Genomic DNA, 23290 nt, shown 5'->3' with positions numbered 1-23290 from the left:
TTCGCCCTAAGCCCAGATGCTTAGGGCTTTTTTTTATTTGTTTAATATCTAAAAAACGAGCGCCATATTGACGCTCGTTTTCTCTAGATTATGTGCGGCTTAAATTAAGCAACAGATTGTTCCCGCGCGGTGTTCTGATAGGCAGGTAGTTCCGATCTCAAGCCTTTGATCAAGCTGACACACATCAGCAATAGAACAAAAGTGAAAGGTAAACCTGTTGCCACCACCCCGGATTGAAGCGCTTGCAAGGCCTCTTTACCACCAATCCACAGCATTACCGCAGCGATAGAGCCTTCGATACATGCCCAGAAAATGCGTTGTGGTACCGGCGCATCAATTTTACCACCAGCAGTGATGCTATCGATAACCAGTGAACCAGAGTCTGAAGAAGTGATAAAGAACACTAAAATCAGAACAATAGATAATACCGAGATGACCGAGCTAAACGGCATTGCATCGTAAACGTGGAAAAGGGTTAGTGAGATATCTGTAAGACCATTCGCACCCAGCTCGCCGACTTTGTTGACCACTTGATCAAGTGCGATACCGCCGAATACTGCCATCCAAATCAGTGTTACTGTGGTTGGAATAACGATAACAGCGAATAGGAATTCGCGAACCGTACGACCTTTCGAAACTCGAGCGATAAACATACCGACGAATGGTGACCAAGATACCCACCACGCCCAGTAGAAGACCGTCCAACCATGCATCCATTCGGTATCATCTCGACCGTGAGGGTTACTCAGCGCGAAGATGTCTTTTGCGTATGCGACTGTGGTATCCCAGATCGACGTTGTTGCTACATCAAAGCTGATGAATAGCACAAAAGCCAGTAGAGCAAATGCCACCGCCATGTTGATGTTACTCAGTAGCTTAACGCCACCGTCGATGCCTCGAACAACAGAAAGTACGGCAATAAAGGTTACGAATGCGATAACGATCATTTGCATGCCAATGCCGCCATCCAGACCAAATACATGGTTGATGCCGCTCGTTGCTTGCTGTGCACCCAGACCAAGCGAAGTCGCAAGACCAAACAGGGTTGAAAGTACCGCAAGAATATCAATGACATGACCTAACCAGCCCCAAGCTCTATCACCAAATAGCGGGTAGAACGCAGAGCGTAATGAAAGTGGTAAGCCTTTGTTGAAGGCGAAGAAAGCCAGCGAAAGTGCCACGATGGCGTAAATTGCCCAACCGTGAATACCCCAGTGGAACATGGTTGCACCCATAGCCAGGGATTTCGCTTCCTCTGTGTAAGGCTCAACATTCAGGGGCGTGCCATACCAGTCAGTGAAATAAGCCGTTGGCTCAGAGACACTCCAAAACAGAAGACCGATACCCATACCTGCGGCAAAGAGCATTGATAACCAAGAAACGGTTGAGTGTTCTGCTTGTGCATCTTTACCACCAATGCGGATTTTACCTAGTGGTGACAGTAAGACTGCGATAGCAAATACGATGAAGAAGTTTGTTGACCACATGAAGAACACATCGAAGTCAGAAATGATGCTGTTCTTTACGCCATTTAAGGCATCACGGGCTGTTGAAGGATCAACGATTAATAGAGAAGCAAGACAGAGAAGAACAAGACCAGCACTAATCCCAAATACTGGATTGTGGATATCAAATCCCCATTTTTGAACGTTATCTTGACCAACCTGATAGTCGGTAGTGTCGATACTATATTTTTTTAGTGCATTATCCATAAATACAACATGTACGCTTTATTAAATGTGCCCTTCTTGAGTAAGAAAAACACTAAAACCGCCCTCCAATTGTTTTGAGTTCAAATTAAAAAATGCGACGCAATCATAATGTTTTGTGTAAAACAATGCAAATTGATGGTTTATTTAAAGGCATTAACTACGTTTTAATGTGATATTTGGTTGAAAATGCAATGAGGTGTAATGTTTTGATGTGTAAATATTTGCTTTTTGTTGTAGAGGAAGGTTTGTTCAAAAGGGAGGGGCAAAGCACGTGAGTGGTAACAAATTCGCGTGATTCTCGATAGACACGTTTGGCTAACTTATAAGCACAAACTCCAACCGACTTCGCATTCTTTTCGACAAATATCGAGTAAACGTAACCAATCGTAACAGAGCTGCTGTAACTGAACAGCGTTTCCATATACTCGACTTAATTTGTAAGCCACAGAATGCTGCTATGAGAAAAAACACTTTAATCAATGCTACGTTAGCGACCACCTTGACCGCTGTTTCTGCGTTTAGTTTTGCTGCTCCTACCGTTGTTCCTAATGCCCCAGAGTTAAGCTCTCGAGGCTATGTTTTAATGGATTACCACACTGGCACTGTGCTGGTGGAACGTGATGCCGACAAACGCCTAAACCCGGCGAGTTTGACTAAGCTGATGACCGCTTATGTCGCGGGGCAAGAGGTGAAGTCAGGCAACATTAGCCTAGACGATGAAGTGGTGATCAGCCGCAATGCGTGGGCGAAGAACTTCCCTGATTCTTCAAAAATGTTTATCGAAGTTGGTACCTCGGTTTCGCTTTCCGATCTTTACCGCGGTTTGATTGTGCAATCAGGTAACGACGCCAGTGTCGCGATTGCTGAGCACGTCGCCGGAAGTGAAGCTGGCTTTGTTGGTTTGATGAATAGCTGGGCGAACCAGCTTGGTTTATCGAACTCTGCCTTTACCAACCCACATGGTCTAGACAGTGACGGTTTGTACTCAACCCCGCGTGATATCGCAACGCTGGGTCGTGCCATCATCCGTGATCTTCCTGATATCTACCCGCTGTACAGTGAAACGTCGTTTACCTACAACGGCATTACTCAATACAACCGTAATGGCTTGCTGCGTGACCGTAGTATGAGCGTTGACGGTATGAAGACGGGTTACACCAGCGGTGCCGGTTACAGCCTTGCAACGTCTGCTACCAATGGCGACATGCGCTTAGTCGCGGTTGTTATGGGAGCAAAAAGCCCAAGTGTACGTGAATCAGAGAGCAAACAGCTTCTGAGTTACGGTTTCCGTTTCTTCGATACTGTTGTGCCAACGCAAGCGGGTAAAGAAGTCGCAACAGCACGTGTTTGGATGGGTAACCAAGACGAACTTAAAGTTGGCGTTGAACGCGATATTTACCTAACGCTACCGAAAGGTGACGTGAACAAGTTGGAAGCAGAAGTGGAATACAACGGCGACCTAATGGCTCCGATTCAACAAGATCAAATTGTTGGCAAAGTCCTATATAAAGTGGATGGTGATGTAGTGAAAGAAGCGGATCTCGTCGCACTTGAGCCAGTAGAAGAAGGCGGTATCTTTAAGCGCCTAGTGGATTGGTTCAAGCGTTTGGTTGCAAGCTGGTTCTAACCTTCTTTTTTCTCTGATTTTATTTGAAGCCGCATCTTAGTTTTAAGTTGCGGCTTTTTGTTTATTTAAAGCTCAGTTTTTTCTCCCAATGGTTTCCCACAACGCCAATACAAGGATGACAGGAAATCTTGCCATTAGAGCAACATTTATATGACCGTGACATTTATATAAAAATCGATTCTTATGCGCACTTGGGAATGTATCGGATTGATGTTATTGTTCGCTTATAAATCAGATGCTTCTAAAAAGAAAATTCTTAATACAATCGAGATGGAACGTAATACTTCGTGAGAAAAAGCTATGTTGTCACTTTGCTAGCGGCACTGCTTTGGGTAGTGGTCGCTTTTGCTTTACACGATTACTGGCGTAAGGATTCGCCAAGTGAAAATATTCAACAAATCATCAGCCAAGATCCTCAGGTTTTGCTTGCTAAATCAGCTCAAGGTGAGGCATTGCTGGATGTCAGTGCATTGGCGTACAGTGATCCGGAACGCGCACAACAAGCACTGGCTGCAATCGGCAACACCTTTTCGACTGAGCTTGAAAAATCCTACGCCTTGTATCAGCAATATCGTGTTGCTCGTGCGAACGATGAGCCACAACTGGCGGCAGAGTATCGTGGGCAGCTCCAGACCATCGCTCGTGAAACTGAACAACCTTGGCTTGATGCAGTACTTTTGGCAGACAGTGCCATGCAGCACACCTTGCACGGGCGTAATGATGTTGGATTGACTGAGATAAAACTTGCCATTGATATCGCTAAAAAAGAGCAAATTAACTCTCTATTGCCACGGTTCTACAATATCGCGGGGGCGCTAAATAATGCGACCAATCAATTAGTCGATGCCCAGCGCTATTTCCTTGATGCAATAGATATCGCCAATAAAGTGGGGCAAGAGGCGTACAAAGGGACAATCTATAACAACCTAGGGCTGCTTTATCTGCATATTGAAAGCTGGGATAGGGCGTTAGAGTTCATCCAAAAAGCGCAGCAGATTTATCTAAAGCGTCACGCTCAAGGGCATAAAGCGCGAGGGCTACAGATTCTGTATCTCAACGAAGCGCATGTTTATAACCGACAGGGTAACGTTGAGCTCGCTCGTGCTGCTTATGAGAAATCTCAAGAGTTCTATAAGGCAACCTCAACGAACCTTCGCCATCATCTAATCCAGCTGAAAGGCAAAGCTGACATGCTGTTGTTGGAAAAGCAGTTTACTAAAGCGCTCGAAACTACGCAGCAGTGTGTTATGTTGCCTTCTGCTGCTGATTTTCCAATTGAATATGGACAGTGTTATTTGATTATGTCGAAGTCTCAATTGGCGCTCGGAGACTTAGATAAGGCGATGCAAAGTGCGGCATTGAGTGCGGCTGCGTTTCGTTCGATAGAGCATCAACGTTGGCTGATTCGAGTTGAAGAACAGAAGGCAAAGATCTTCGAACAACTTGGCGAGTATGAGAACGCTTTGAATTCCTTTAAGCATTTTTCTGCTAACAGTAAGAAGCAGTTACTCGGCAAAGTGTATGATTTAGAACAGGCGTTTGCGACAGAGCACATCCAGCGTGAAAGAGACGTATTGGAAGTAGAAAAACGTTTGGCGGAATCGGAGCTGGATCAAGAGAAGCTGCGCTTTCAGATTGCGATTATCTGGATAGCGGTTTGTGCTGTCGTACTGGCGCTTACGGTGTCTAAAGTCTTAGCGACGCAGCGCAAAAACCAAGAGCTTCATCAGCTTTCTTTGCTTGACCCACTGACTCAATTGCATAACCGACGCTTTTACTATGATCAGATTGATCACCCTGCGCAGTTAGATGCAAAAACAGAGTATCGCGTTGTGTTGTTTGATATTGATAATTTCAAAGACGTTAACGATATTCACGGACATGAGGCGGGCGACCGCGTTTTGGAGGGTTTTGCAGAACGATTGAGGCTTCATGTTCATGCCCAAGAGTTGTTGATTCGTTGGGGCGGTGAAGAGTTCTTGATGCTATTAAGAGCAACCGATGACCTAGCGAAACGTCTCGAAGAAATTCGTCAGCACATTGATGACGCGTTGTTCGAAACCGAAGAGGGAAGTTTGCACATCACTACCTCAGTTGGGGTAAGTCATGGTGGGCAGATTGATACCTTCACGTACAACGACGAATATTTCCGCCGCGCAGATAAAAGCCTCTATGAAGCGAAGCAAAACGGTAAGAATCAGGTGGTATTTCCTGACGGACGATAAAGAAGATTGGCAACATTGCTTGTAAACGAATCGGCAGATTGAAGCGTTCAATCTGCCGTTTTTGTTTTGTGCTTCATTTTTCTGTCGTTGCGGTCGCCTACTCAGCGTAGAGCACTCTTAAAGAGAACCATTCAGAACAAAAACGGAGTTACGCGTGCGCAAGATTCTATCTTTGACCTTGGCTATGTCACTTACTGGCTGTGTTATGCCTCAGCATCAACCTGTAGAAACGGGGCAATGTGTGGGGGTAATGTCATCACAAGATGCTTACGGCTACCTCAACCCAAACCATTACACCATGCAAGTGTTGGCATTGAAGAAAGAAAAAGATGTCAAAGAGTACATTCGTTACATTGACCCGAAACATCCGGTATGGGTGAACTGGAAAAACAGCCGCGGCACTCGTTGGTACACAGTGACGGTGGGTGACTTCAAGACCAAGCAAGATGCCTACAGTGCACTCTCTTCTTTACCAAGCCGAGTTAAGCAATCTTCTCCTTTCGTCATGACGTTTGCTGAAATGCAACGCAAGCAAGAAACCAGTGTAGTACGTATGCGCTAGTACTGTTCTCGTCATCCCAATAAGCGCTTTGTTGTTACATATAGAGCCTTTGCAATTGGTTGGAAAGGCTCAATAGAACCATCAGTCACCGATCTTCTCCAATGTACACGCAAGATCACGCTTCTAACGCGCTTTTGACTTTACTTGTTATCGGGTATTTTTTAGTCTTCGCATCCCACTTTTTCTGTTGGAGTCACCATGAAGCAAGAAATGTACACCACCTACGCAAAGCAATACGATGTGGCAGCACAAGATAACCTGTACAACGCGCACTTTGAGCGTCCAAATACCTTTGAACTTATCGGTGATGTTACAGGTAAAAGGGTGCTGGATTTAGGCTGCGGTTCGGGTATTTACGCACAGCTTCTATTGGCGCGAGGCGCAAGCTCTGTGACTTGTATTGATGCTGCGCAAGAGATGATTGATATCGTTAAGGGTAAGTTGGGTGATTCAGTTACAGCTTATACGCAAAACTTGGCGTTAGGCTTACCAGAAGAGCGAGATGCGCAATATGATCTTGTTATTTGTCCGCTCATGGTTCATTACATCGAAGATCTTCGCCCTTTGTTTAATGATATCCAACGTGTGTTAACAGCAGGTGGTCAGTTCGTATTTTCGACTCATCATCCATTTGCGGATTTTGAGTGTTCTGCTTCAGGCAATTATTACGACAAAGAGCTCGTAGAAGATATGTGGAACACCGTTGGTGAGCCAGTTCCTGTGGCATTCTATCGTCGCTCTTTGCAAGACATTACCGATGCGATCAGTGGGGCTGGCATGGCGATGTTGGCGATCTCAGAAGGTAAGGTGAATGAGAAGATTCGTGAAATCTCAGAAGAACATTACCAACGCTTGGCGACATTCCCGAACTTCATCTTCATTAAATGTGTGGCGCTGAGCTAGTAAAATCAGTGAGTTAAGATAGAAAAAACGGAAGCGCAGAGGCTTCCGTTTTGTGATCTTAGCGCTGAGCTTAAAGTGCTGCGAGAATGGTTTCCGCTTTGCTTGCTTCAAATGTTTTTGGCTCTTCAACGTTTAATGTGGTGATCACACCATTGTCGATGATCATCGCGTAACGCTGTGAACGAACGCCACCAAAAGCGCCGGTGTCCATTTCTAGGCCCAGTGTTTTGGTAAAGCTTGCGTCGCCATCGCCAAGCATTAATAACTCAGACGCGTTTTGCGCTTCACCCCAAGCTTGCATCACGAATGCATCGTTAACAGAAACACAAGCAATCAGGTCCACACCTTTCGCTTTAAGTTGGTCAGCCAATACGACATAACCTGGCAAGTGCGCTTCTGAACACGTTGGCGTAAATGCTCCAGGAACCGCAAACAGAACCACTTTCTTATCCGCAAACAGTTCTGTCACTTGGTGGTTAACCATACCATCGGCAGTCAGTTCGCTTAGCGTTGCCGCTGGCAGTGCTTGACCTTGTTGAATCATGATTTTCTTCCTTTTGGGTAGCTTTATTTAGCCCACTCAGTCTAGCGCTAAAACCACGGGCTAACCACGGAAGAAATGTAAGGTCTTAATTGGCATCATAAAAACAAACCGCCTCAGTGGACGGTTTGTTTATTTTTACATTGCGTTTAGATAAGACTTGTAAGAATGAAGTCGGACGGTTGCTGCGCCGATAACGTCAATGAAACCGAACAAACTGTGTGGCTTATTCGCTGCAATCCATGCTGAACCAGTGGCTCCGATCGGGATGGTTTTGCCTTCCGGTTCGAAGATCTCTAGAATCACGGTACGACCATGGCTACTGGTATTTGCGCCGACATGCTGACGGACGCTTTGTGGTCCTTGCAATGGTGAGACAGAGGATTCCCCAGTGCCTGCCGTAATGCTGTGTACGCGAGCGCGGAATACTTCGCCTGGGTAAGCATCGACGTAAAATTCGGCAAACTGTCCTTTTTCAACATAGCGGTAGGTTTGGTCTGGAATACGCATTTCTAAGAACTTACGTGACGTATCGTAGATGTGCATATTGCCGACACGACTCCCATCCGCGACATTCACTACCGCAACTTGCCCATCATAAGGCGCTCGAACTGTCTTACGCTCTTGCTCAAATTGGGTCTTTTGCAGGTCGGCATGCAGGGATTTTAACGAGGCTTCTGCAACGCGCAGTTGAGACTCGTAGTATTCGATGTCTCGACCTTTAAAGATCTCTGGTGATGTTTTGCCGCGAATGATGTCGCGCTTCAACTGCGCCACATTTTCTTCTTGCTGAACAATGCCTGCTTTAATTTTTTCTACATCTGCCAAGGAGGTGGTATCGACAAGGGTATAAATCACATCGCCTTTCTTCACTTCTTGGTTGTGGTCGACATAGATGTGGTCAATCTGTTCTCTAAATAGGGGAGAAAGAACCGAATGAGGTGCTTTTACGGTGGATGAGTAGGTCAAATCAACCGGAGCCCAAAGGCGTGAGAGTATCCCTAATACCACCAGAATAAATGCACCACCAGAGATAATCCAAAATGCGCTTTTGAACGTCCATTTTATCGCACCTGTCGAAACCAAAATCCACATGATCAGAATGTACGGAATCATTACCTCTTTCATGGATTATTCCCCTGCTGTTTTGGTCGTTGTTTGTTGCTGTGAAGCCAATCGACTATTGCGAATGATGTTGCTCAGTGAGCTGCCGATGTGTTCCCAGTTGGCGAACGCAATGATTAACGCCAGCACCCACCACGCTTTATGGATGAACAAACCGCATAGAGAAAGCGCAAATACCAATTGGATATGAGAGCTTTTCTTCTCTTGAGCTCGATGTACCGCAACTTCGTGGATCTGCCATAGCAAATAGATGACAAAAAGGGCAAGCGCTATGGTGACGGAAAATAGATAACCGCTGAAGTACTCGGAGTTGAAGATCACCATCATGGTGTCGTTAGGGGTATTGGTAAACAAGCTCATATCAATATCTTTCGAATTGATCGTACCCATAGGCGCAAGCAAGTAAGCTCCACCGAGCATTAGAGCCATGAAAAGTGAGAACTTTAATAGCACCATAAAAATCGCAAAAATGACACGACCTATGGCTTTTATGACGTTCATAGTTATACCTTTTGTCAATGTGTGAGGGTAAAACGTTGAGCGCGTGATTATTGTTTTGTCTTTTGTAATCACATGCGCGGAATTGTATGAAAAAACGCCATAAGTTGAGTGATATATGATATAAGTTGAGCTCATGTCAGCATGAAAATATTAGAGAACACATAATCTATGAAGCACTCAGATTACAGTCTTATCCCGACCTTTGTGGCGATTGTGGAAGAGAAGAGTTACACCAAAGCGGCGCAACGTCTGGGTGTGAGTCAATCTGCGGTCAGCCAAGCGGTAGTCAGGCTTCGTGAGGTGTTTAAGGATGCGTTATTCATTCGTGAAAGCCACGGCGTTGCACCAACGGCGTTTGCAGTTGATATCTACCCGACATTAGCGAGTGCAGTAGAGAGCATCGCATATATGCTGCCAGAACATACTCGGTTTGATCCTGCTGAGTGCGATAAGCGTTTTGTGATCTCTTCCCTTAGTGTGTTCAGTTTTACTTTGCTGCCAGAGCTTTCAGCCTTACTTAACGAAAAAGCACCGAAAGCAAACACGCGGATTGAGCCGCTTTTCACTATGGACTTAACTAGCTTGCTGAGGTCACAGCAGTGCGATTTGGTGATTGAAGCTCAGACGAACTTACACCCACATTTGCGTTCACAGATTTTGATGTCCGATAAACTCACTGTGGTGTGCCGAGAGGATCATCCTCGGTTACAAGGCAACACCATCAGCGTAGAAGAGTACCTTAACGAGAAGCATGTGACGCTTTCTCAGTTTGACCAACAAAACGGTTATTTGATTGGCCGTGGCATCAAGAATGAGCAGATCCTAGGGAAGCGCCAAGTGGCATGGCAGGCGGGAAGTATTATCGAGATACTGCCAGTGGTACAACGCTGTGATTATCTTGCTTTGATGCCACAAACCTTACTGGAGCAATATCGAGATTTGTATCACCTCAGAGAACTTGAAGCTGAGTTCATGAAAGATCCGATCGATGTAGCGATGTATTGGCACCCCTCTCGCACTAATGACCCAAGCCATCAATGGTTACGTGAGCAGTGTTTATTAGCTGCTGAGAAATTCGTAATAAATCATTCAATTTAAGCCAATTTTTGCGCTAAACCACATAGCAGACTCTTTATTAACAAACTAGACTATATGCATATCCATACACTTGATAAGGACATTTGTGTATATCGCGGGGTTTGCTTTCCGAAGTGTGAGAACCAAGTTTGTCGTTACGTACTCAGTAATGACGATTTGTTTCGTCCTGATTCTTTTCGCCGTGTTGTACTTTAAAGAGCGGCAACGGATCTTTAGTGTCGCCCTAGAAAACTCCATCCAATTATCCAACCTTCATTCAGACGTCATCAGTCAAGAACTGCAACGACATGTGGCGTCATTGCAAACCATCAGTGGCCATCAACGTGTGCAAGAAGGGGATATCGACTTTATTGTCGAAGAGCTTAAATGGCTCAAAAGCATGTCTAAGAAGTCCGTGATTAATACGCTTTTCGTCGATGAGCATTGGAATCTAATTGATCACAAAAGCAGAACCATCAAAATTGAGTGGCCAGAATTTGTAGAAGACGCTCGATGGAAGAGCGCGGACTATCACATCACGGCACCGCACGTTGGCTTACTGGTCAAAACGCCCGTTGTGGCCCTTGGTGTGCCCGTGTATGACGAAGCGGATAACTGGAAAGGGATTGTCGGTGTTTCTATCTCCGTAGACTACCTCGCACAGCGTTTGTCGAAAGTGAAGTTAGGCAACAGCAGTTATGCTTGGATCTCTGATAGCAGTGGAACGGTGGTTTCTCACCCCGACAGCTCTCTGATTTTGCACGCCAATATATTTGAAGGTGAGCGAGTTGGGTTTGAAGGTTTTGCGGACATTGCAGTGCAAACCAATTGGGAAAATGTCGGACACGGCCACTACTACGACAGAAAGGTGAATGAAGCCAAGATCGTGACCTTTGCTAAAATCGACACCTTACCTAATTGGACGCTCTTCGTGACTACGGAAGAGTCCGATATTTTCCTCGATATCAATGAGCTACTGGAAGACGTTGCGATTACTTCATCGGTGGTGATTGTTGTCTTTATGCCGATCGTGTTTTATCTCACCAATTCCATCACAAGACCGATTTTGGAGTTGACGTACGACGTTGAAAACGCGGTCAACAACCATTACACCACGTTTTCTGGCTACGATTCGAAAGATGAAATCGGCCAGCTTTCCAATGTCTTTAAAAACACCTTTGATGAAATCCATCAGCACAATAGAAAGCTAGAAGAAGTGGTCGCACTCAGAACGCAAGAGCTCAACACAGCGAACCAAGAGTTGGCGTATTCGGTCAATCTGCTCAATGCAAACAACCACAAGCTTACATGGTTGGCGATGCATGATCCGCTCACCAACTTATTTAACCGCCGTGCACTGATCACCAAAGTCCACGAGCAGCTTCAGAAGGCCAGAGCGCACAGTTGGCCTGTGTCATTGATTTTACTCGACCTCGACCATTTTAAAGAGGTCAACGACACCTTTGGACATGATGTTGGAGATGATGTACTAAAGCATATTGCTGACTTTCTCGCTCAAGACCCTTTGGAAGAAGGGATGTTGGCACGCTGGGGTGGGGAGGAGTTTGTCATCGTCGCTTCAAAGGTATCTTTAGAGAAGGCACAGCAATGGGCGCAAAGCCGGTTAGAGGCGCTTAAGGATGAGGATTTCAGCCCCGTTTCGAAAGTGACTTTCAGTGCAGGTATTGCGACATTAGAGTTAGAAGACAGTTTTGATGAACTGGTCGCAAGAGCAGACAAGGCGCTCTATGTTGCGAAAAATGCGGGAAGAAACTGTATTAAAACCGAGCGAGACGCATCATGAGGTGCGTAGCGAAATAGGTATAGCAAACAACAAAATAAGGGCTAGCAATCTAGCCCTTATTGGTTTGTATTTATAATCAGTGATTCGCTAAGTAATCAGCGACTTGAGCACGGTATTTGGCTTTAAGTGCTTCGCTGATGAAGCTCGCATTAATCGCATTGATCGTAAACTGAGCCAACTCTGCCTTCGTCATCGGGTGTGCATTACTGACCGCCATAAAGTTATCCGTCATGTAACCACCAAAGTACGCCGGATCATCCGAGTTAATGGTTACCGCGACACCTTTACGCAGCAAATCGACAATGTTGTGCTGCTCCATTTCATCAAACACGCAAAGCTTAATGTTCGACAGCGGGCACACCGTGAGTGGCATTTTACTTTCGATAAGCGCGTCTACCAATGAAGCATCTTCAACACAGCGAACACCATGGTCAACGCGGCTAACGCCCAGCATCTCGACAGAATCGATGATGTTTTGTGCTGGACCTTCCTCTCCTGCGTGTGCCACGGTGAGTAAACCTGCTGCTTTTGCTTGTTGGAAAGCGCGTTTGAATTTCTCTGGCGGGTGACCGAGTTCTGAAGAGTCCAAACCTACACCGATGATTTTGTCTTGATGTTTGATGATTGATTGCAGCGTTTCAATGGCGCTTTCTTCCGATAGGTGACGCAAGAAGCATGCGATAATTTGAGACGTAATACCTAGCTGCTCGTTACCATCTTGCATTGCTCGGTGAATACCGTTGATGACCGTTTCAAACTCAATGCCACGGTCGGTGTGGGTTTGTGGGTCAAAGAAGATCTCAGTATGGATGACGTTGTCGGTTTTGCAGCGCTCTAAGTATGCCCAAGTCAAATCATAGAAATCTTGTTCTGTACGCAGCGCGTTAGCACCTTGATAATAGATATCTAGGAAAGACTGTAAATCTTCGAATTCGTACGCTTTGCGCAGTGCCTGTGGCGATTCGTATGGAATGTCTATGTTGTTACGTTGTGCCAGTTCAAACAACAGTTCTGGCTCTAGCGAACCTTCGATATGTAAGTGTAACTCTACCTTTGGAAGACCTTGAATAAATGCGTTCATAATAAACTCCCACTTTTTCTTATGGTTGTTGTGGATGCAATTACTCTAAGGATAGGTATAGATTGAGAAAAATCGAACGCCATTACAAAGAGTAAGATCCACAGTGATCTCGACTCTTCGTAATCAGCACTTTGCGGGAGCTGGTAGAGACCCCCAAACCATATCATTGGGGTTATACGAAGCAAACGGTTGCGATTATACGCAAAAATTGAAGCTTGGCTAGAGTCGTTGATGAAATTGTTATTTGTGGAGAACGGAGAACGGAGAACGGAGAACGGAAAGGCAAAAAAGTGTTGGTTTAATTGAGCGATGGAGATCTGTATCGAGGCTGTGATTCATCGCATGATGGCTTCGTTGTCAGCACACACCTTGCTGAGCGTCGAATATTCAGTGGCTAATACTGAACCACACCATGCGAGAAACATTGGGAGTCATATCGAGTTTAATGTGCGTTGCTCATTGTGAACTGAGAAGAGGGGTGGCGATACCTTGCACGTCGATATTTTAGATTGAGAAGAGTAGAGAAAAGGAAATGGAATGTATTTATAGTTCGAACATTTTATCAAATTCTCTTTGCTCCATGATGTCCTCAATTCGGCGGCGCGTTTGTTGTTTAATCGCTGCGGCGTTTTGTTCGGACTCTTTCTTTTCTTGCTCAATTTGCTTCTTGCTTTTCTTTGCCATGATTTTTCCTTTGGAAATTCTTCCTAAATATCCGCATTATTCATTAATGCACGAAAATTGATTTATTTAATAATAAAACTTCCTAGCTTTGAACCTGAGTCACACAGAATGTCTCCGGAGTAGGTTTTCTCACAGTATTTAAAATCAATGAGATAACAAGCAGATTGGAGTTTTGGTAATATATGGCGCCTTAAAATATCACTATTGAGTTGATGAATTTTGGCGTTCCAAGAGATGTCGGGTTGTTTTAAACGGAATTCAATCTCTATCATTTATTCTCCTGTTTTTTGGTGATCTTTTCTTTATTCAATAATTGGTACCAGTGTCTTTGACGACCTGTTCTTCTAGACATAATTTTTCCTAATTTTAAGTAAGTGAAATACCAACGATGGCTATCGTATCCGCCGCGTCTACAAACCAAGTCATTCTCGCTGAACTTAGCATCTCGAGGTTACTTGGGTATATTTTAGGCAGCAGAAAACCAAGCAAAATTTAATTGCTAAATATTAAGTTTGAGGAATTTTTTGAAGGGGGAGAGAGTTTGGTGCAGCGAGGAAATGCTGCACCAAGAAAAGCTATCTTATAGAGGAGTAACTTCAGTCGCTTGAGGACCTTTTTTACCTTCTTCTACATTGAAGCTTACTTTCTGACCTTCAGTCAAAGTTTTGAAACCGTCAGCAACGATTGCGTTGAAGTGTACGAATACATCTTGACCGCCGTTGTCTTGAGTTAGGAAACCAAAGCCTTTAGTTTCGTTAAACCATTTTACTGAACCAGTTACTTTACCAGACATAAAAACCTCTGAAATTAAACAATAATATACGAATTGTGATGGATCTTTTTTAAGCTATTGAATGTGCAATCAAGAGGAAGTTTTACGCAGGAGTCTGAATCAAGGATTCAGGGTGTTACTGAGAGGGAACTTAAACTAAATGTAGCATTAACAGCTCTTTTCTAGAGCCAGCCGCCACTATACAGGGTGTTTAAAAAATAGCTACATTTATTTTTCAAATTCTTTTCGTTCGAAAAAACTGATGGAGTAGAACAATTTCATCCCCTCATGATTTGGCATCCCCCTTCCTACAATGAGTCCATACCAATAAGGGAGGCAATATTATGAGCACAGTGAGAGAGATTCGTCAGATCATTCCATCGCATGCAACCGCAGATGGTGATGGGGTTAAAATTCGTCGCGTAGCCGGATTCAATAACACAAGCTTTTCACCATTCTTGATGGTCGATGAGCTTAAATCAGACCAACGTGCAGATTATGTGGGTGGTTTCCCTCCACATCCACATCGGGGCATTGAAACACTAACTTATATGCTCACCGGTCATTTCCAACATCGGGACCATATGGACAACATTGGTGAGCTTCGTTCTGGCGGTGCGCAATGGATGGCTGCTGGTCGTGGTGTGATTCACAGTGAAATGCCAATCATGGAAGACGGCGAGCTGCACGGTTTCCAAATTTGGATTAACCAACCTGCACGAGACAAGATGTCTCCGGCGCAATATCACGACTTCCAACCGGAAACTATTACCGAACATCGCGCAGAGTCCCATGGTTTGGTTCGTGTTATTTCTGGCGAGTTAAGCATCGGCGATGAGGTTGTCAAAGGACCGCTAAGTAAAACGGGTGTACCAGTGACGGTTGCTGATTGGCAATCGCATCCAGGTGCGACAATGACATTAATGACACCGAAACATCACAATATGATGACCTATGCTTATAAAGGAAGTATTAAGGTGGGCGAGCGCGTGGTCATGCAAGGTGAGATGGCACTGCTTTCGCAAGGTGAGTGGGTAGAGCTGCAAGCCAATGACGCTAGCGGAGTACTGCTCTTTATTGGCGAACCGATTAATGAACCTGTTGTGCATTATGGTCCATTTGTGATGAACAGCATCGACGAAATTGAACAAGCGATTCAAGACTACAATTCTGGTGTATTTGAAACTTATTAAGGCACCCAATACCGTTGCTTGGCACCAAGTCTTGACGCCAACTCTTGGAGTTACAGTTCGAGAGAAAAACACTAAGTGATTTGGAGTCCGTTTATTGGGCTCATACGCAAGCAAAGACGATATCCACTGCCATCGAATTTGCATCAGCCACACCAACTGGGTGTGGCTTTTTTTGTCTTTCACGAGGGCAGTGAGCTTTTTTGTGCTCTGTTTAGCTTTGCTCCCAGCGTTCAATGGCTTGTGGACCACATTCCACACCCAGCTCATAAGCTTGACGTAAAGGTTCTGGCGAGCGGCTTAAACGCTTTAACTTAAAGCCTTCTGGTGGACAGATTTGGATGATCTCAACGCCAACTGGCGGGTTCTCTATCAGTTCCAGACTCTGGTTGTAACGAATATGGCGCGTGAGCATTGGCTCGATTAACGCTGGATGATCTTTCAGTAAACGTGAAGTTAGCTTCTCAAACTTAGGCTTGGATTTGCGATAGCTGGCAGGGCGGCTTCGTAGCACCATGATTTTGGTTGCACCGCGTTTGATGGCTTCGGCAATAGGGATTGCATCCGCTACACCACCATCCACATACCTTACGCCATCTAATGGCACACCATTGCGGTACATGATTGGTAAGGCGCTGCTGGCTTTCATGGTTTCCGCCAACATTTCTACGGAAGGTGTTAGGTATTCTGGTTGTCCGTTGTCTTGTCGTGTGACACCTAAAAAGAATGGTCGAGGATCGGCAGAAAGTACGGCTCGATCAATGCCCAACTCTTTAAGCGTGACGTCCCACATCCAATCTAAATCCATCATATCGCCACCACGTACGAGTTGAGTGGGGGAGATAAATTCTTTTCGTAGACTGTAGTCGAGATAGATTTTGAGGTTTCTGCCCGGCATTTTAGCAAGGTAAGCCGCTAAGTTACTTGCGCCCGCCGAGACACCCCAAAAGCTGTCAAAAGGGGAGAAATCTTGTGCCATAAAGTGATCGAGTATGCCGCAGGAGAACACCCCACGCATCGCGCCGCCTTCTACAATCAACGCTCGAGAACCAACATGTTCCATCCTAGCCATCCGTTTCGATTATTCTGATTTGGATACGAACTAATTAGAGTAACGGATCTAATGCGTATACCCAAGTCGCGTTCACTTTGACCTTACCTTGATGAATCTGTTTTTTATGTTATAACATAACAATAATCAAAATTATTATAAGGTAGCGTGTGTCTTGTGTGAGGTGAAAATGAGCGATATTGACGCCATTATTAAGCATGTAGAGGTGAGCTTTAACGCTCAAGGAAAGCAATTAACTTCCAAGAGAAAACTGGTGTTGAAAGCGTTGGTCCATGCCGATAGAGCCTTGTCAGCTTATGAGTTGGTGGATTATTGCAAAGCCCATTTTGAACAAAATATTCAGGCAATGTCGGTGTATCGAATCTTGGATTTTCTTGAAGGTGAGCACTTGGCTCACAAGCTTAAAGTTTCTAATAAATACATCGTCTGCTCCCATATCCTCTGCGAGCACGAACATGGCGTTCCTCAATTTCTCATCTGCTCCAAATGCAACAAAATTAGCGAGCAAGCCATCGACCCAAGCTTGATTCACGGTCTGCAATCCCATGCAAAAGAAGAAGGCTTCACCGTTGTCAGCCCTCAACTAGAGATCAATTGTGTTTGTGATGACTGTGCGAAATCCCAGTAAGTGTTTTTGAATGTCCACTTATTGTCGTCTTTATCACTGCCACTTTACGACGTTTATCCTTTCCCATTATTAGCATCATCAGCAAGGAGTTCTGAACCGCTATGCCTGCAACACTGATTAAAAACGCCCTTGTCGTCAACGAAGGAACCATTACCGAGACCGATTTACGAATTGTCGATCAGCGAATTGAAGCTATCTCGACCGATATCGCCTCAAAACCGGAAGACACGGTGATTGATGCTAAAGGGTGTTATCTAATCCCCGGTATGATAGACGACCAAGTACACTTTCGTGAGCCGGGTTTAACGCACAAAGGTTCGATTGCAACAGAATCCCGTGCAGCGGTTGCAGGTGGTATCACAAGCTATATGGAAATGCCGAACGTAAACCCTGCCACGACGACCATCGAAGCGTTAGAAAGCAAATTCTCCATTGCCGAGCAGAGTTCCCTCGCGAACTACTCTTTCTATCTTGGTGCGACCGAAGACAACCTTGAGCAAATCAAACAGCTTGATCCAAAGAGACATTGTGGCGTGAAAGTGTTTATGGGGGCTTCGACGGGGGATTTGTTGGTGGAAGCACCTCAAGCCTTGGAGGAAATTTTCCGTGATTCACCAGTGCTCATCGTAACGCACTGTGAAAGTGGACCTGTGATTGCGCAAAACAAACAGCGACTACTCAAAGAGAAGTCGGAATTCACCATTGAAGATCATCCGATACTGCGTGATGACGAAGCGTGCTATGCGTCCTCTTCTTATGCGGTAGAACTGGCTAAGAAGTACAACAGTCAGTTGCATGTTCTGCACATTACAACGGCAAAAGAGTTAGCACTGTTTGATGCAGGTCCAATCGAGAACAAAAACATTACCGCTGAAGCTTGCGTTCATCACCTGTGGTTTAGTAATGAAGATTACGCAGAGCGTGGTAACCAAATCAAATGTAACCCAGCGGTGAAATACCCAAGTGACCGTGAGGCTATTCTAAAAGCACTTAATACAGGTCAAATTGACATTATCGCGACAGACCACGCCCCCCACACATGGGAAGAAAAACAGGTGCCTTACGAACAAGCGCCAGCGGGGTTACCTTTGGTACAGCACGCACTATTGTCTTTATTTGATCAAGTCGCTCGCGGACATATGACGATGGAGCAAGTGGTTCAAAAGACGGCACATAACCCAGCCATCCGCTACGGTATTGAGCAACGTGGCTTTATCCGTGAAGGGTATTTCGCTGATTTGGTGCTGGTGGATACAAAAATGCCGACCTTAGTCACCAATGACAATAGCTTGTACCACTGTGGTTGGTCGCCTTTTGCTGGCCATCAGTTCTCCTCACAAATCAAGAAAACTTGGGTCAACGGTGGGTTGGTGTATGTCGACCAACAAGTCAATGAGCAGGCAGCACATGCTATGCGATTGGTATTTGATCGCTAAGACTCGCGTTTTTCAAAAACTTAGATTATTTGAAAGCTCAGTTTATTTTCGAAAGCTTACATTTATCCGCTTTCCTCGAGCTTTATTTGTAGAAGTATAGTTGTCGTAGCTTGAGTGTCTTTGAGGCACCAAATAAAGAGAAATCAATATGTTAAGAAGAAATCCCACAGGTCACATGCCCGAAGTGTCGGAAACAGCCTTCATCGACCCGACAGCAATCATCTGTGGCAAAGTGATCATTGAAGATAACGTTTTTATTGGTCCTTACGCGGTGATTCGTGCTGATGAGGTGAACGAGCAAGGCGATATGGAAGCCATTGTCATCAAGCGCGATACCAACATTCAAGATGGCGTGGTCATTCACTCAAAGGCAGGCGCTGCCGTGACCATTGGTGAGCGCTCTTCCATTGCACACCGATCAATTATTCATGGTCCGTGTGAAGTTAGCGATGATGTGTTCATTGGTTTTAACTCGGTGGTGTTTAATGCTGTGATTGGGAAGGGTTGTGTTATTCGCCATAACTGTGTGGTAGATGGTCTAGACTTGCCAGAGAATTTCCATGTTCCGCCAATGACGAATATTGGTGCTGACTTTGATTTGAATAGCATCTCGAAAGTGCCACCTGAGTACTCGGCGTTTTCAGAGTCTGTGGTTTCAGCAAACCACGAACTGGTGCAAGGTTACAGGAGAATTGCCAATGAGCTCTGAGAGCCAACCCATACTTGGTGTTCCTACCAACATCATTACGGGGTTTCTTGGTGTAGGAAAGACCTCAGCGATTTTGAATTTAATGGCGAATAAGCCAGAGAACGAGCGCTGGGCGGTATTAGTGAATGAGTTTGGTGAAATCGGCGTTGATGGTAGCTTGGTTCAGGGGCAACAAAGCGAAGAGCAACAAGTGTTTATTCGCGAAGTACCCGGCGGCTGCATGTGCTGCGCGGCGGGGTTGCCAATGCAAATCGCCTTAAACCAACTGCTTAATGAAGCAAAGCCAGACCGTCTGCTGATTGAGCCTACTGGGCTTGGCCACCCGAAAGAAGTGCTGCAAGTGTTGTCGACAGATCATTATCGCCAAGTGCTTTCGCTACAAAAGAACATCACTTTGGTCGACGCGCGTAAGCTTGCGGATGAGCGCTATACACAACATGACACGTTCAACCAACAAATTGCGATTGCCGATACAGTGGTGGGTAACAAGCTCGATTTGTATCAAGAGGGAGACACCCAGAAGCTAGAAGCTTACGTGGCGCAAGTTGGGCGCCCAAATACCAAAGTGGTTTTTGCTCAGCATGGTGTGATTCCGTTTACCGAATTTGAAGGTGAGACCACCATTCATGAACATCCCCCGCATCCCCACCATCATGCGAGTGACAAGCCTTTGGCTTCAGACATGCCAATGCCTGAGAGTGGTATGCTCAAAGCGACCAATTCAGGCGAAGGTTTCCAGAGTGTCGGTTGGCGCTTTTCACCTGAGAAAGTGTTCGATCGCCGCAAGCTGATTCCTCTGTTGGTTGAGCTGGAAGTGGAGCGCATGAAAGCGGTGTTTATTACTGGTGATGGCATTTATGGCTACAACCTAACGCCAGATGGGCTACAGGAAGTGGAGTTGGATGACTGTGCTGAAAGCCGAATTGAACTGATTGCAGACTGCATTGATGAGCACTTTGAAGCCAAACTGCTTTCTTGCGAATTGGCGTGATCTATAGGCTCAGGCATTCTCAATATGAGTGTCTGAGTCTTCTTCTATGTTTCTAATCACTTCCTGTTTTCTCCCTGTCGTTTGTGCTTTTCCGATTCAGCCCGATCCGTTACTCTTCTTGAAAACATTGAAACATGAGCACTGATATGATCGACAAGCTACCTGGCATTCTTACTTTTTTGCGCGAGGCTGAGCAGCTCAAAAACACTTTACGCACCGCGTGGACGTCTTCTGGTCGCCATGAAAGTACTGCTGAGCACACGTGGCGATTATGCTTACTTGCCATGCTGGTAGCAGAACATTATCCACATTTGGATAGCTTGAAAGTGCTAAAACTCTGTGTTGTTCATGACTTGGCAGAAGCGGTCAGCGGTGACATTTCGGCGTTGGCGCAACACGATGGGCTGGATAAAAGCGCACTAGAACTGGCGGATTTGAAGCAACTCATCGCTCCGTTAGACGCTTCTCTGCAAAAGGATCTGCTGGAGCTATGGTTGGAATACGACAGTGCTACTACCGCAGAAGCTCGACTCACCAAAGCGTTGGATAAATTGGAAACCATTCTGCAGCACACTCAAGGCGATAACCCTACCGATTTCAATTACGCCTTTAATCTGGAATACGGCAAAAAGCAGACGGACTTTGATGATCTGACCAAAGCGCTTCGAGCGATCATCGATGAAGATACCCGTCGATTAGCTGAACGCTAGTTCTCTTTCTCAACTTAAAAACATCACTTTCAGCAAAAGCACTTAGGCTTCTCTAGTGAACCTAAGTGCTTTAGCTCGTTTGTGTTTTTTATACTGAGTAAGACTCTTTTTAAAACTTCCCTTTGATCAAATTCCCTTCCTAGGTTGACATTGTTTGATGGTCAAACTAAATTGAAATCAAATAATTTGATAATCAAACTAAAATTGGAAGGTAAGTGTCGCAATGGCTGTATCGCAACATTCACATGATTTCGTTTCTCACAACCAAAAGGGTGAAAAACGCACGCTCTACGTATTGATCCTAACCGTGACCACCATGGTGGTGGAGATTGCTGCCGGGACCATGTTTGGTTCAATGGCATTGTTAGCGGATGGTTGGCATATGGGTACACACGCAGCGGCATTTTGTATCACCTTGTTTGCTTACCGCTACGCGAAACAAAATGCCCATAATGACCGCTTCTCATTTGGTACGGGTAAGGTGAGTGTGCTCGGCGGTTTTACCAGTGCCATTGCGTTGGGGATTGTGGCATTGATGATGATGGTCGAGTCGATTCATCGTCTCTTCAACCCAGAAAGCATTCAGTTTAACGAAGCTATTATGGTGGCGGTGATTGGTTTAGTGGTGAACCTTGCGAGCATGCTGCTTCTGCAAGATCACCATCATCATGGGCATGACCATCATGATCACCATTCTCACGATCATGAGCACGAACATCATCACGACCACAACCTAACTGCTGCGTACTTCCACGTGTTAGCGGATACGCTGACCTCTCTACTTGCGATTGTCGCGTTGATTGTCGGTAAGTTTTACGGCTGGGTTTGGTTAGATGCCATGATGGGGATTGTTGGTGCTGTTGTGATTGGTAAGTGGACCTTGGGTTTAATGAAACAAACCGCACCAGTCTTGTTGGATGAGAGCATCAACAAGTCATACCGAGATGAGATTACTGAAACACTTACTCCTTATGCCGAGATTGTTGATTTACACATCTGGAAGGTGAGTGGTCATCATTATTCTGCGGCTATCGCGCTTAAAAATCATAGCAACAAAACGCTGGATGAATTTAAGCAATTATTGAGTAAATTTGATAAGATTCACCACCTAACTTTGGAAGTTCAAACGACTGAGTGATGCGCGAATTAGAAAAGCTGAATCAAACGCTTACCGAGTTCTATGACAAAATGTCTTCTTGGGAGCAATCTGTAGTAAAAGGCACGGGTTACTCACTAGCTCAAATCCACACGATTGAAGTACTGGGTGGGCATGGTGCGTTGCGTATGAAAGAACTGGCGGAAAAGCTTGGGATTACGACAGGCACGTTAACGGTTCAAATTGAGAAACTGGTGAAAGCGGAGCTTATTGAGCGCTGTCCGCATCCAGAAGATCGTCGCGCTATCGTAGTAAAGCTTACGCCAGCGGGTGAAGAGATTCACCGTCATCACAATCAGCTGCATTTAGATTTGGTTCAAGACTTAACGCGCAATATCGAGCCTGAACATCAAGCGATCTTGTTTGCTTGCTTACAGAAGATGAATAAAGAGTTCTGATTACGCTTTTCGTTTCTCAACTCAAATATTGAGTCTCAAACAGCAAAAAAGTAGAGCACCGAAATGCTCTACTTTTTTATAAGCTCGATAGAATTTGTTCGATTGGCAGTTGTGTGAACGCATACGTAATGCCAACACAGAATGCAGCACCGGTAACGCCAATACCGACAGTCGTTGCGAGTAGCAGAAGGGTAATCTTAGGCATCAGAGATTAAACTCCTTCTTAAAGGTAGGGTAAATGACACCATTTGCTTCTTGATAGGATTTAAAGCCATAACCAAACGCAAATGCTGCCACCACAATGGCAAATGCCGCAATGTTTCTTCCTTTCATCCTTAAACTCTCAACTGTTTGTATTGAACAAAGGTAATAAACACTCTGCCAAT

Annotated in this window: 25 protein-coding genes and 1 riboswitch; of the genes, 14 read left to right on the top strand and 11 right to left on the bottom strand. The window is 45.2% G+C overall.

Going from position 1 to position 23290, the window contains the following annotated elements; translation table 11 throughout:
• Positions 1–104: 104 nt before the first annotated feature.
• Positions 105–1712 (bottom strand): BCCT family transporter, encoded by a 1608-nt coding sequence (locus NL647_RS06865; protein ID WP_005452704.1) that lies wholly within the window; start codon positions 1710–1712, stop codon positions 105–107.
• A gap of 457 nt (positions 1713–2169) precedes the next feature.
• On the opposite strand from NL647_RS06865, the gene NL647_RS06860 reads away from it, so the two are divergent.
• The 4 genes from NL647_RS06860 (at position 2170) to NL647_RS06845 (ending at position 7029) form a co-directional block, all read left to right on the top strand.
• Complete coding sequence (locus tag NL647_RS06860) at positions 2170–3339, top strand: D-alanyl-D-alanine carboxypeptidase family protein (RefSeq protein WP_017818550.1); 1170 nt, start codon at positions 2170–2172, stop codon at positions 3337–3339.
• 287 nt (positions 3340–3626) lie between these two features.
• The gene (locus NL647_RS06855; RefSeq protein WP_038897827.1) at positions 3627–5564 is read left to right on the top strand and encodes a tetratricopeptide repeat-containing diguanylate cyclase; all 1938 of its coding nucleotides are present in this window, start codon (positions 3627–3629) and stop codon (positions 5562–5564) included.
• A 154-nt stretch (positions 5565–5718) separates the two neighbouring features.
• Entirely contained in the window at positions 5719–6126 is a 408-nt protein-coding gene (locus NL647_RS06850) for an SPOR domain-containing protein (RefSeq protein WP_005452696.1), read from the top strand.
• A gap of 198 nt (positions 6127–6324) precedes the next feature.
• Complete coding sequence (locus NL647_RS06845) at positions 6325–7029, top strand: class I SAM-dependent methyltransferase (RefSeq protein ID WP_253649879.1); 705 nt, start codon at positions 6325–6327, stop codon at positions 7027–7029.
• A gap of 70 nt (positions 7030–7099) precedes the next feature.
• On the opposite strand, the gene NL647_RS06840 is transcribed toward NL647_RS06845, so the two are convergent.
• The 3 genes from NL647_RS06840 to NL647_RS06830 all read right to left on the bottom strand — a co-directional run bounded on the left by NL647_RS06840 (position 7100) and on the right by NL647_RS06830 (position 9196).
• Complete coding sequence (locus NL647_RS06840; protein ID WP_253649878.1) at positions 7100–7573, bottom strand: peroxiredoxin; 474 nt, start codon at positions 7571–7573, stop codon at positions 7100–7102.
• Between the two features lie 135 nt (positions 7574–7708).
• Positions 7709–8698 carry an efflux RND transporter periplasmic adaptor subunit gene (locus NL647_RS06835; RefSeq protein ID WP_005452689.1) on the bottom strand — a complete coding sequence of 330 codons (990 nt, stop codon included), beginning with the start codon at positions 8696–8698 and terminating at the stop codon, positions 7709–7711.
• A 3-nt stretch (positions 8699–8701) separates the two neighbouring features.
• Positions 8702–9196 carry a hypothetical protein gene (locus tag NL647_RS06830; protein ID WP_017189544.1) on the bottom strand — a complete coding sequence of 165 codons (495 nt, stop codon included), beginning with the start codon at positions 9194–9196 and terminating at the stop codon, positions 8702–8704.
• 168 nt (positions 9197–9364) lie between these two features.
• Between NL647_RS06830 and NL647_RS06825 the strand changes: the two genes are divergently transcribed.
• Entirely contained in the window at positions 9365–10294 is a 930-nt protein-coding gene (locus NL647_RS06825; RefSeq protein ID WP_050921329.1) for a LysR family transcriptional regulator, read from the top strand.
• 148 nt (positions 10295–10442) lie between these two features.
• A complete protein-coding gene (locus NL647_RS06820) occupies positions 10443–12077 on the top strand; it encodes a diguanylate cyclase (RefSeq protein ID WP_114321629.1) in 1635 nt (544 codons plus the stop codon).
• 76 nt (positions 12078–12153) lie between these two features.
• On the opposite strand, the gene NL647_RS06815 is transcribed toward NL647_RS06820, so the two are convergent.
• The 4 genes from NL647_RS06815 to NL647_RS06800 form a co-directional block, all read right to left on the bottom strand.
• Positions 12154–13158 (bottom strand): adenosine deaminase, encoded by a 1005-nt coding sequence (locus tag NL647_RS06815; RefSeq protein WP_253649877.1) that lies wholly within the window; start codon positions 13156–13158, stop codon positions 12154–12156.
• Positions 13159–13258: 100 nt separating this feature from the next.
• A riboswitch (purine riboswitch) is annotated at positions 13259–13358 on the bottom strand.
• A 343-nt stretch (positions 13359–13701) separates the two neighbouring features.
• Positions 13702–13842: a hypothetical protein gene (locus NL647_RS06810; RefSeq protein WP_005452683.1), complete on the bottom strand. Its 141-nt coding sequence runs from the start codon at positions 13840–13842 to the stop codon at positions 13702–13704.
• Positions 13843–13904: 62 nt separating this feature from the next.
• Positions 13905–14114 carry a hypothetical protein gene (locus NL647_RS06805; protein WP_005452681.1) on the bottom strand — a complete coding sequence of 70 codons (210 nt, stop codon included), beginning with the start codon at positions 14112–14114 and terminating at the stop codon, positions 13905–13907.
• A gap of 308 nt (positions 14115–14422) precedes the next feature.
• Positions 14423–14635 carry a cold-shock protein gene (locus tag NL647_RS06800; protein ID WP_005452678.1) on the bottom strand — a complete coding sequence of 71 codons (213 nt, stop codon included), beginning with the start codon at positions 14633–14635 and terminating at the stop codon, positions 14423–14425.
• A 323-nt stretch (positions 14636–14958) separates the two neighbouring features.
• Between NL647_RS06800 and NL647_RS06795 the strand changes: the two genes are divergently transcribed.
• Complete coding sequence (locus NL647_RS06795; RefSeq protein WP_005452677.1) at positions 14959–15807, top strand: pirin family protein; 849 nt, start codon at positions 14959–14961, stop codon at positions 15805–15807.
• Between the two features lie 211 nt (positions 15808–16018).
• Here NL647_RS06795 and NL647_RS06790 read toward each other — a convergent pair whose 3' ends face one another.
• On the bottom strand, positions 16019–16867 hold the full coding sequence (locus NL647_RS06790) for a patatin family protein (RefSeq protein WP_005452674.1): 849 nt from the start codon (positions 16865–16867) through the stop codon (positions 16019–16021).
• Between the two features lie 178 nt (positions 16868–17045).
• Between NL647_RS06790 and NL647_RS06785 the strand changes: the two genes are divergently transcribed.
• The 7 genes from NL647_RS06785 (at position 17046) to NL647_RS06755 (ending at position 22904) form a co-directional block, all read left to right on the top strand.
• Positions 17046–17504 carry a Fur family transcriptional regulator gene (locus NL647_RS06785; RefSeq protein WP_253649876.1) on the top strand — a complete coding sequence of 153 codons (459 nt, stop codon included), beginning with the start codon at positions 17046–17048 and terminating at the stop codon, positions 17502–17504.
• A 101-nt stretch (positions 17505–17605) separates the two neighbouring features.
• Positions 17606–18940, top strand: a complete 1335-nt coding sequence (locus NL647_RS06780; RefSeq protein ID WP_253649875.1) for a dihydroorotase — start codon at positions 17606–17608, stop codon at positions 18938–18940.
• Between the two features lie 148 nt (positions 18941–19088).
• Complete coding sequence (locus NL647_RS06775) at positions 19089–19649, top strand: carbonate dehydratase (RefSeq protein WP_005426373.1); 561 nt, start codon at positions 19089–19091, stop codon at positions 19647–19649.
• Complete coding sequence (locus NL647_RS06770) at positions 19639–20640, top strand: GTP-binding protein (protein WP_253649874.1); 1002 nt, start codon at positions 19639–19641, stop codon at positions 20638–20640. Before NL647_RS06775 ends, NL647_RS06770 begins: the two co-directional genes overlap by 11 nt.
• A gap of 146 nt (positions 20641–20786) precedes the next feature.
• Complete coding sequence (locus NL647_RS06765; protein WP_283314236.1) at positions 20787–21350, top strand: HD domain-containing protein; 564 nt, start codon at positions 20787–20789, stop codon at positions 21348–21350.
• Positions 21351–21573: 223 nt separating this feature from the next.
• Entirely contained in the window at positions 21574–22488 is a 915-nt protein-coding gene (gene dmeF / locus NL647_RS06760) for a CDF family Co(II)/Ni(II) efflux transporter DmeF (RefSeq protein WP_005452657.1), read from the top strand.
• Entirely contained in the window at positions 22488–22904 is a 417-nt protein-coding gene (locus tag NL647_RS06755; RefSeq protein ID WP_009697065.1) for a MarR family winged helix-turn-helix transcriptional regulator, read from the top strand. Before dmeF ends, NL647_RS06755 begins: the two co-directional genes overlap by 1 nt.
• A gap of 76 nt (positions 22905–22980) precedes the next feature.
• On the opposite strand, the gene NL647_RS27120 is transcribed toward NL647_RS06755, so the two are convergent.
• Together NL647_RS27120 and NL647_RS27115 are read right to left on the bottom strand one after the other, a co-directional pair.
• A complete protein-coding gene (locus tag NL647_RS27120) occupies positions 22981–23109 on the bottom strand; it encodes a hypothetical protein (protein ID WP_005452653.1) in 129 nt (42 codons plus the stop codon).
• Entirely contained in the window at positions 23109–23237 is a 129-nt protein-coding gene (locus tag NL647_RS27115; RefSeq protein WP_005426337.1) for a hypothetical protein, read from the bottom strand. The genes NL647_RS27120 and NL647_RS27115 overlap by 1 nt, the downstream gene beginning before the upstream one ends.
• Positions 23238–23290 lie beyond the last annotated feature (53 nt).

Source organism: Vibrio sp. Y29_XK_CS5, assembly GCF_024181835.1.
In the GTDB taxonomy this organism is placed as follows: Bacteria; Pseudomonadota; Gammaproteobacteria; order Enterobacterales; family Vibrionaceae; genus Vibrio; species Vibrio harveyi.
Note: the sequence above shows the minus strand (reverse complement) of the source record. Positions and strands in the feature narration are given on the sequence as shown.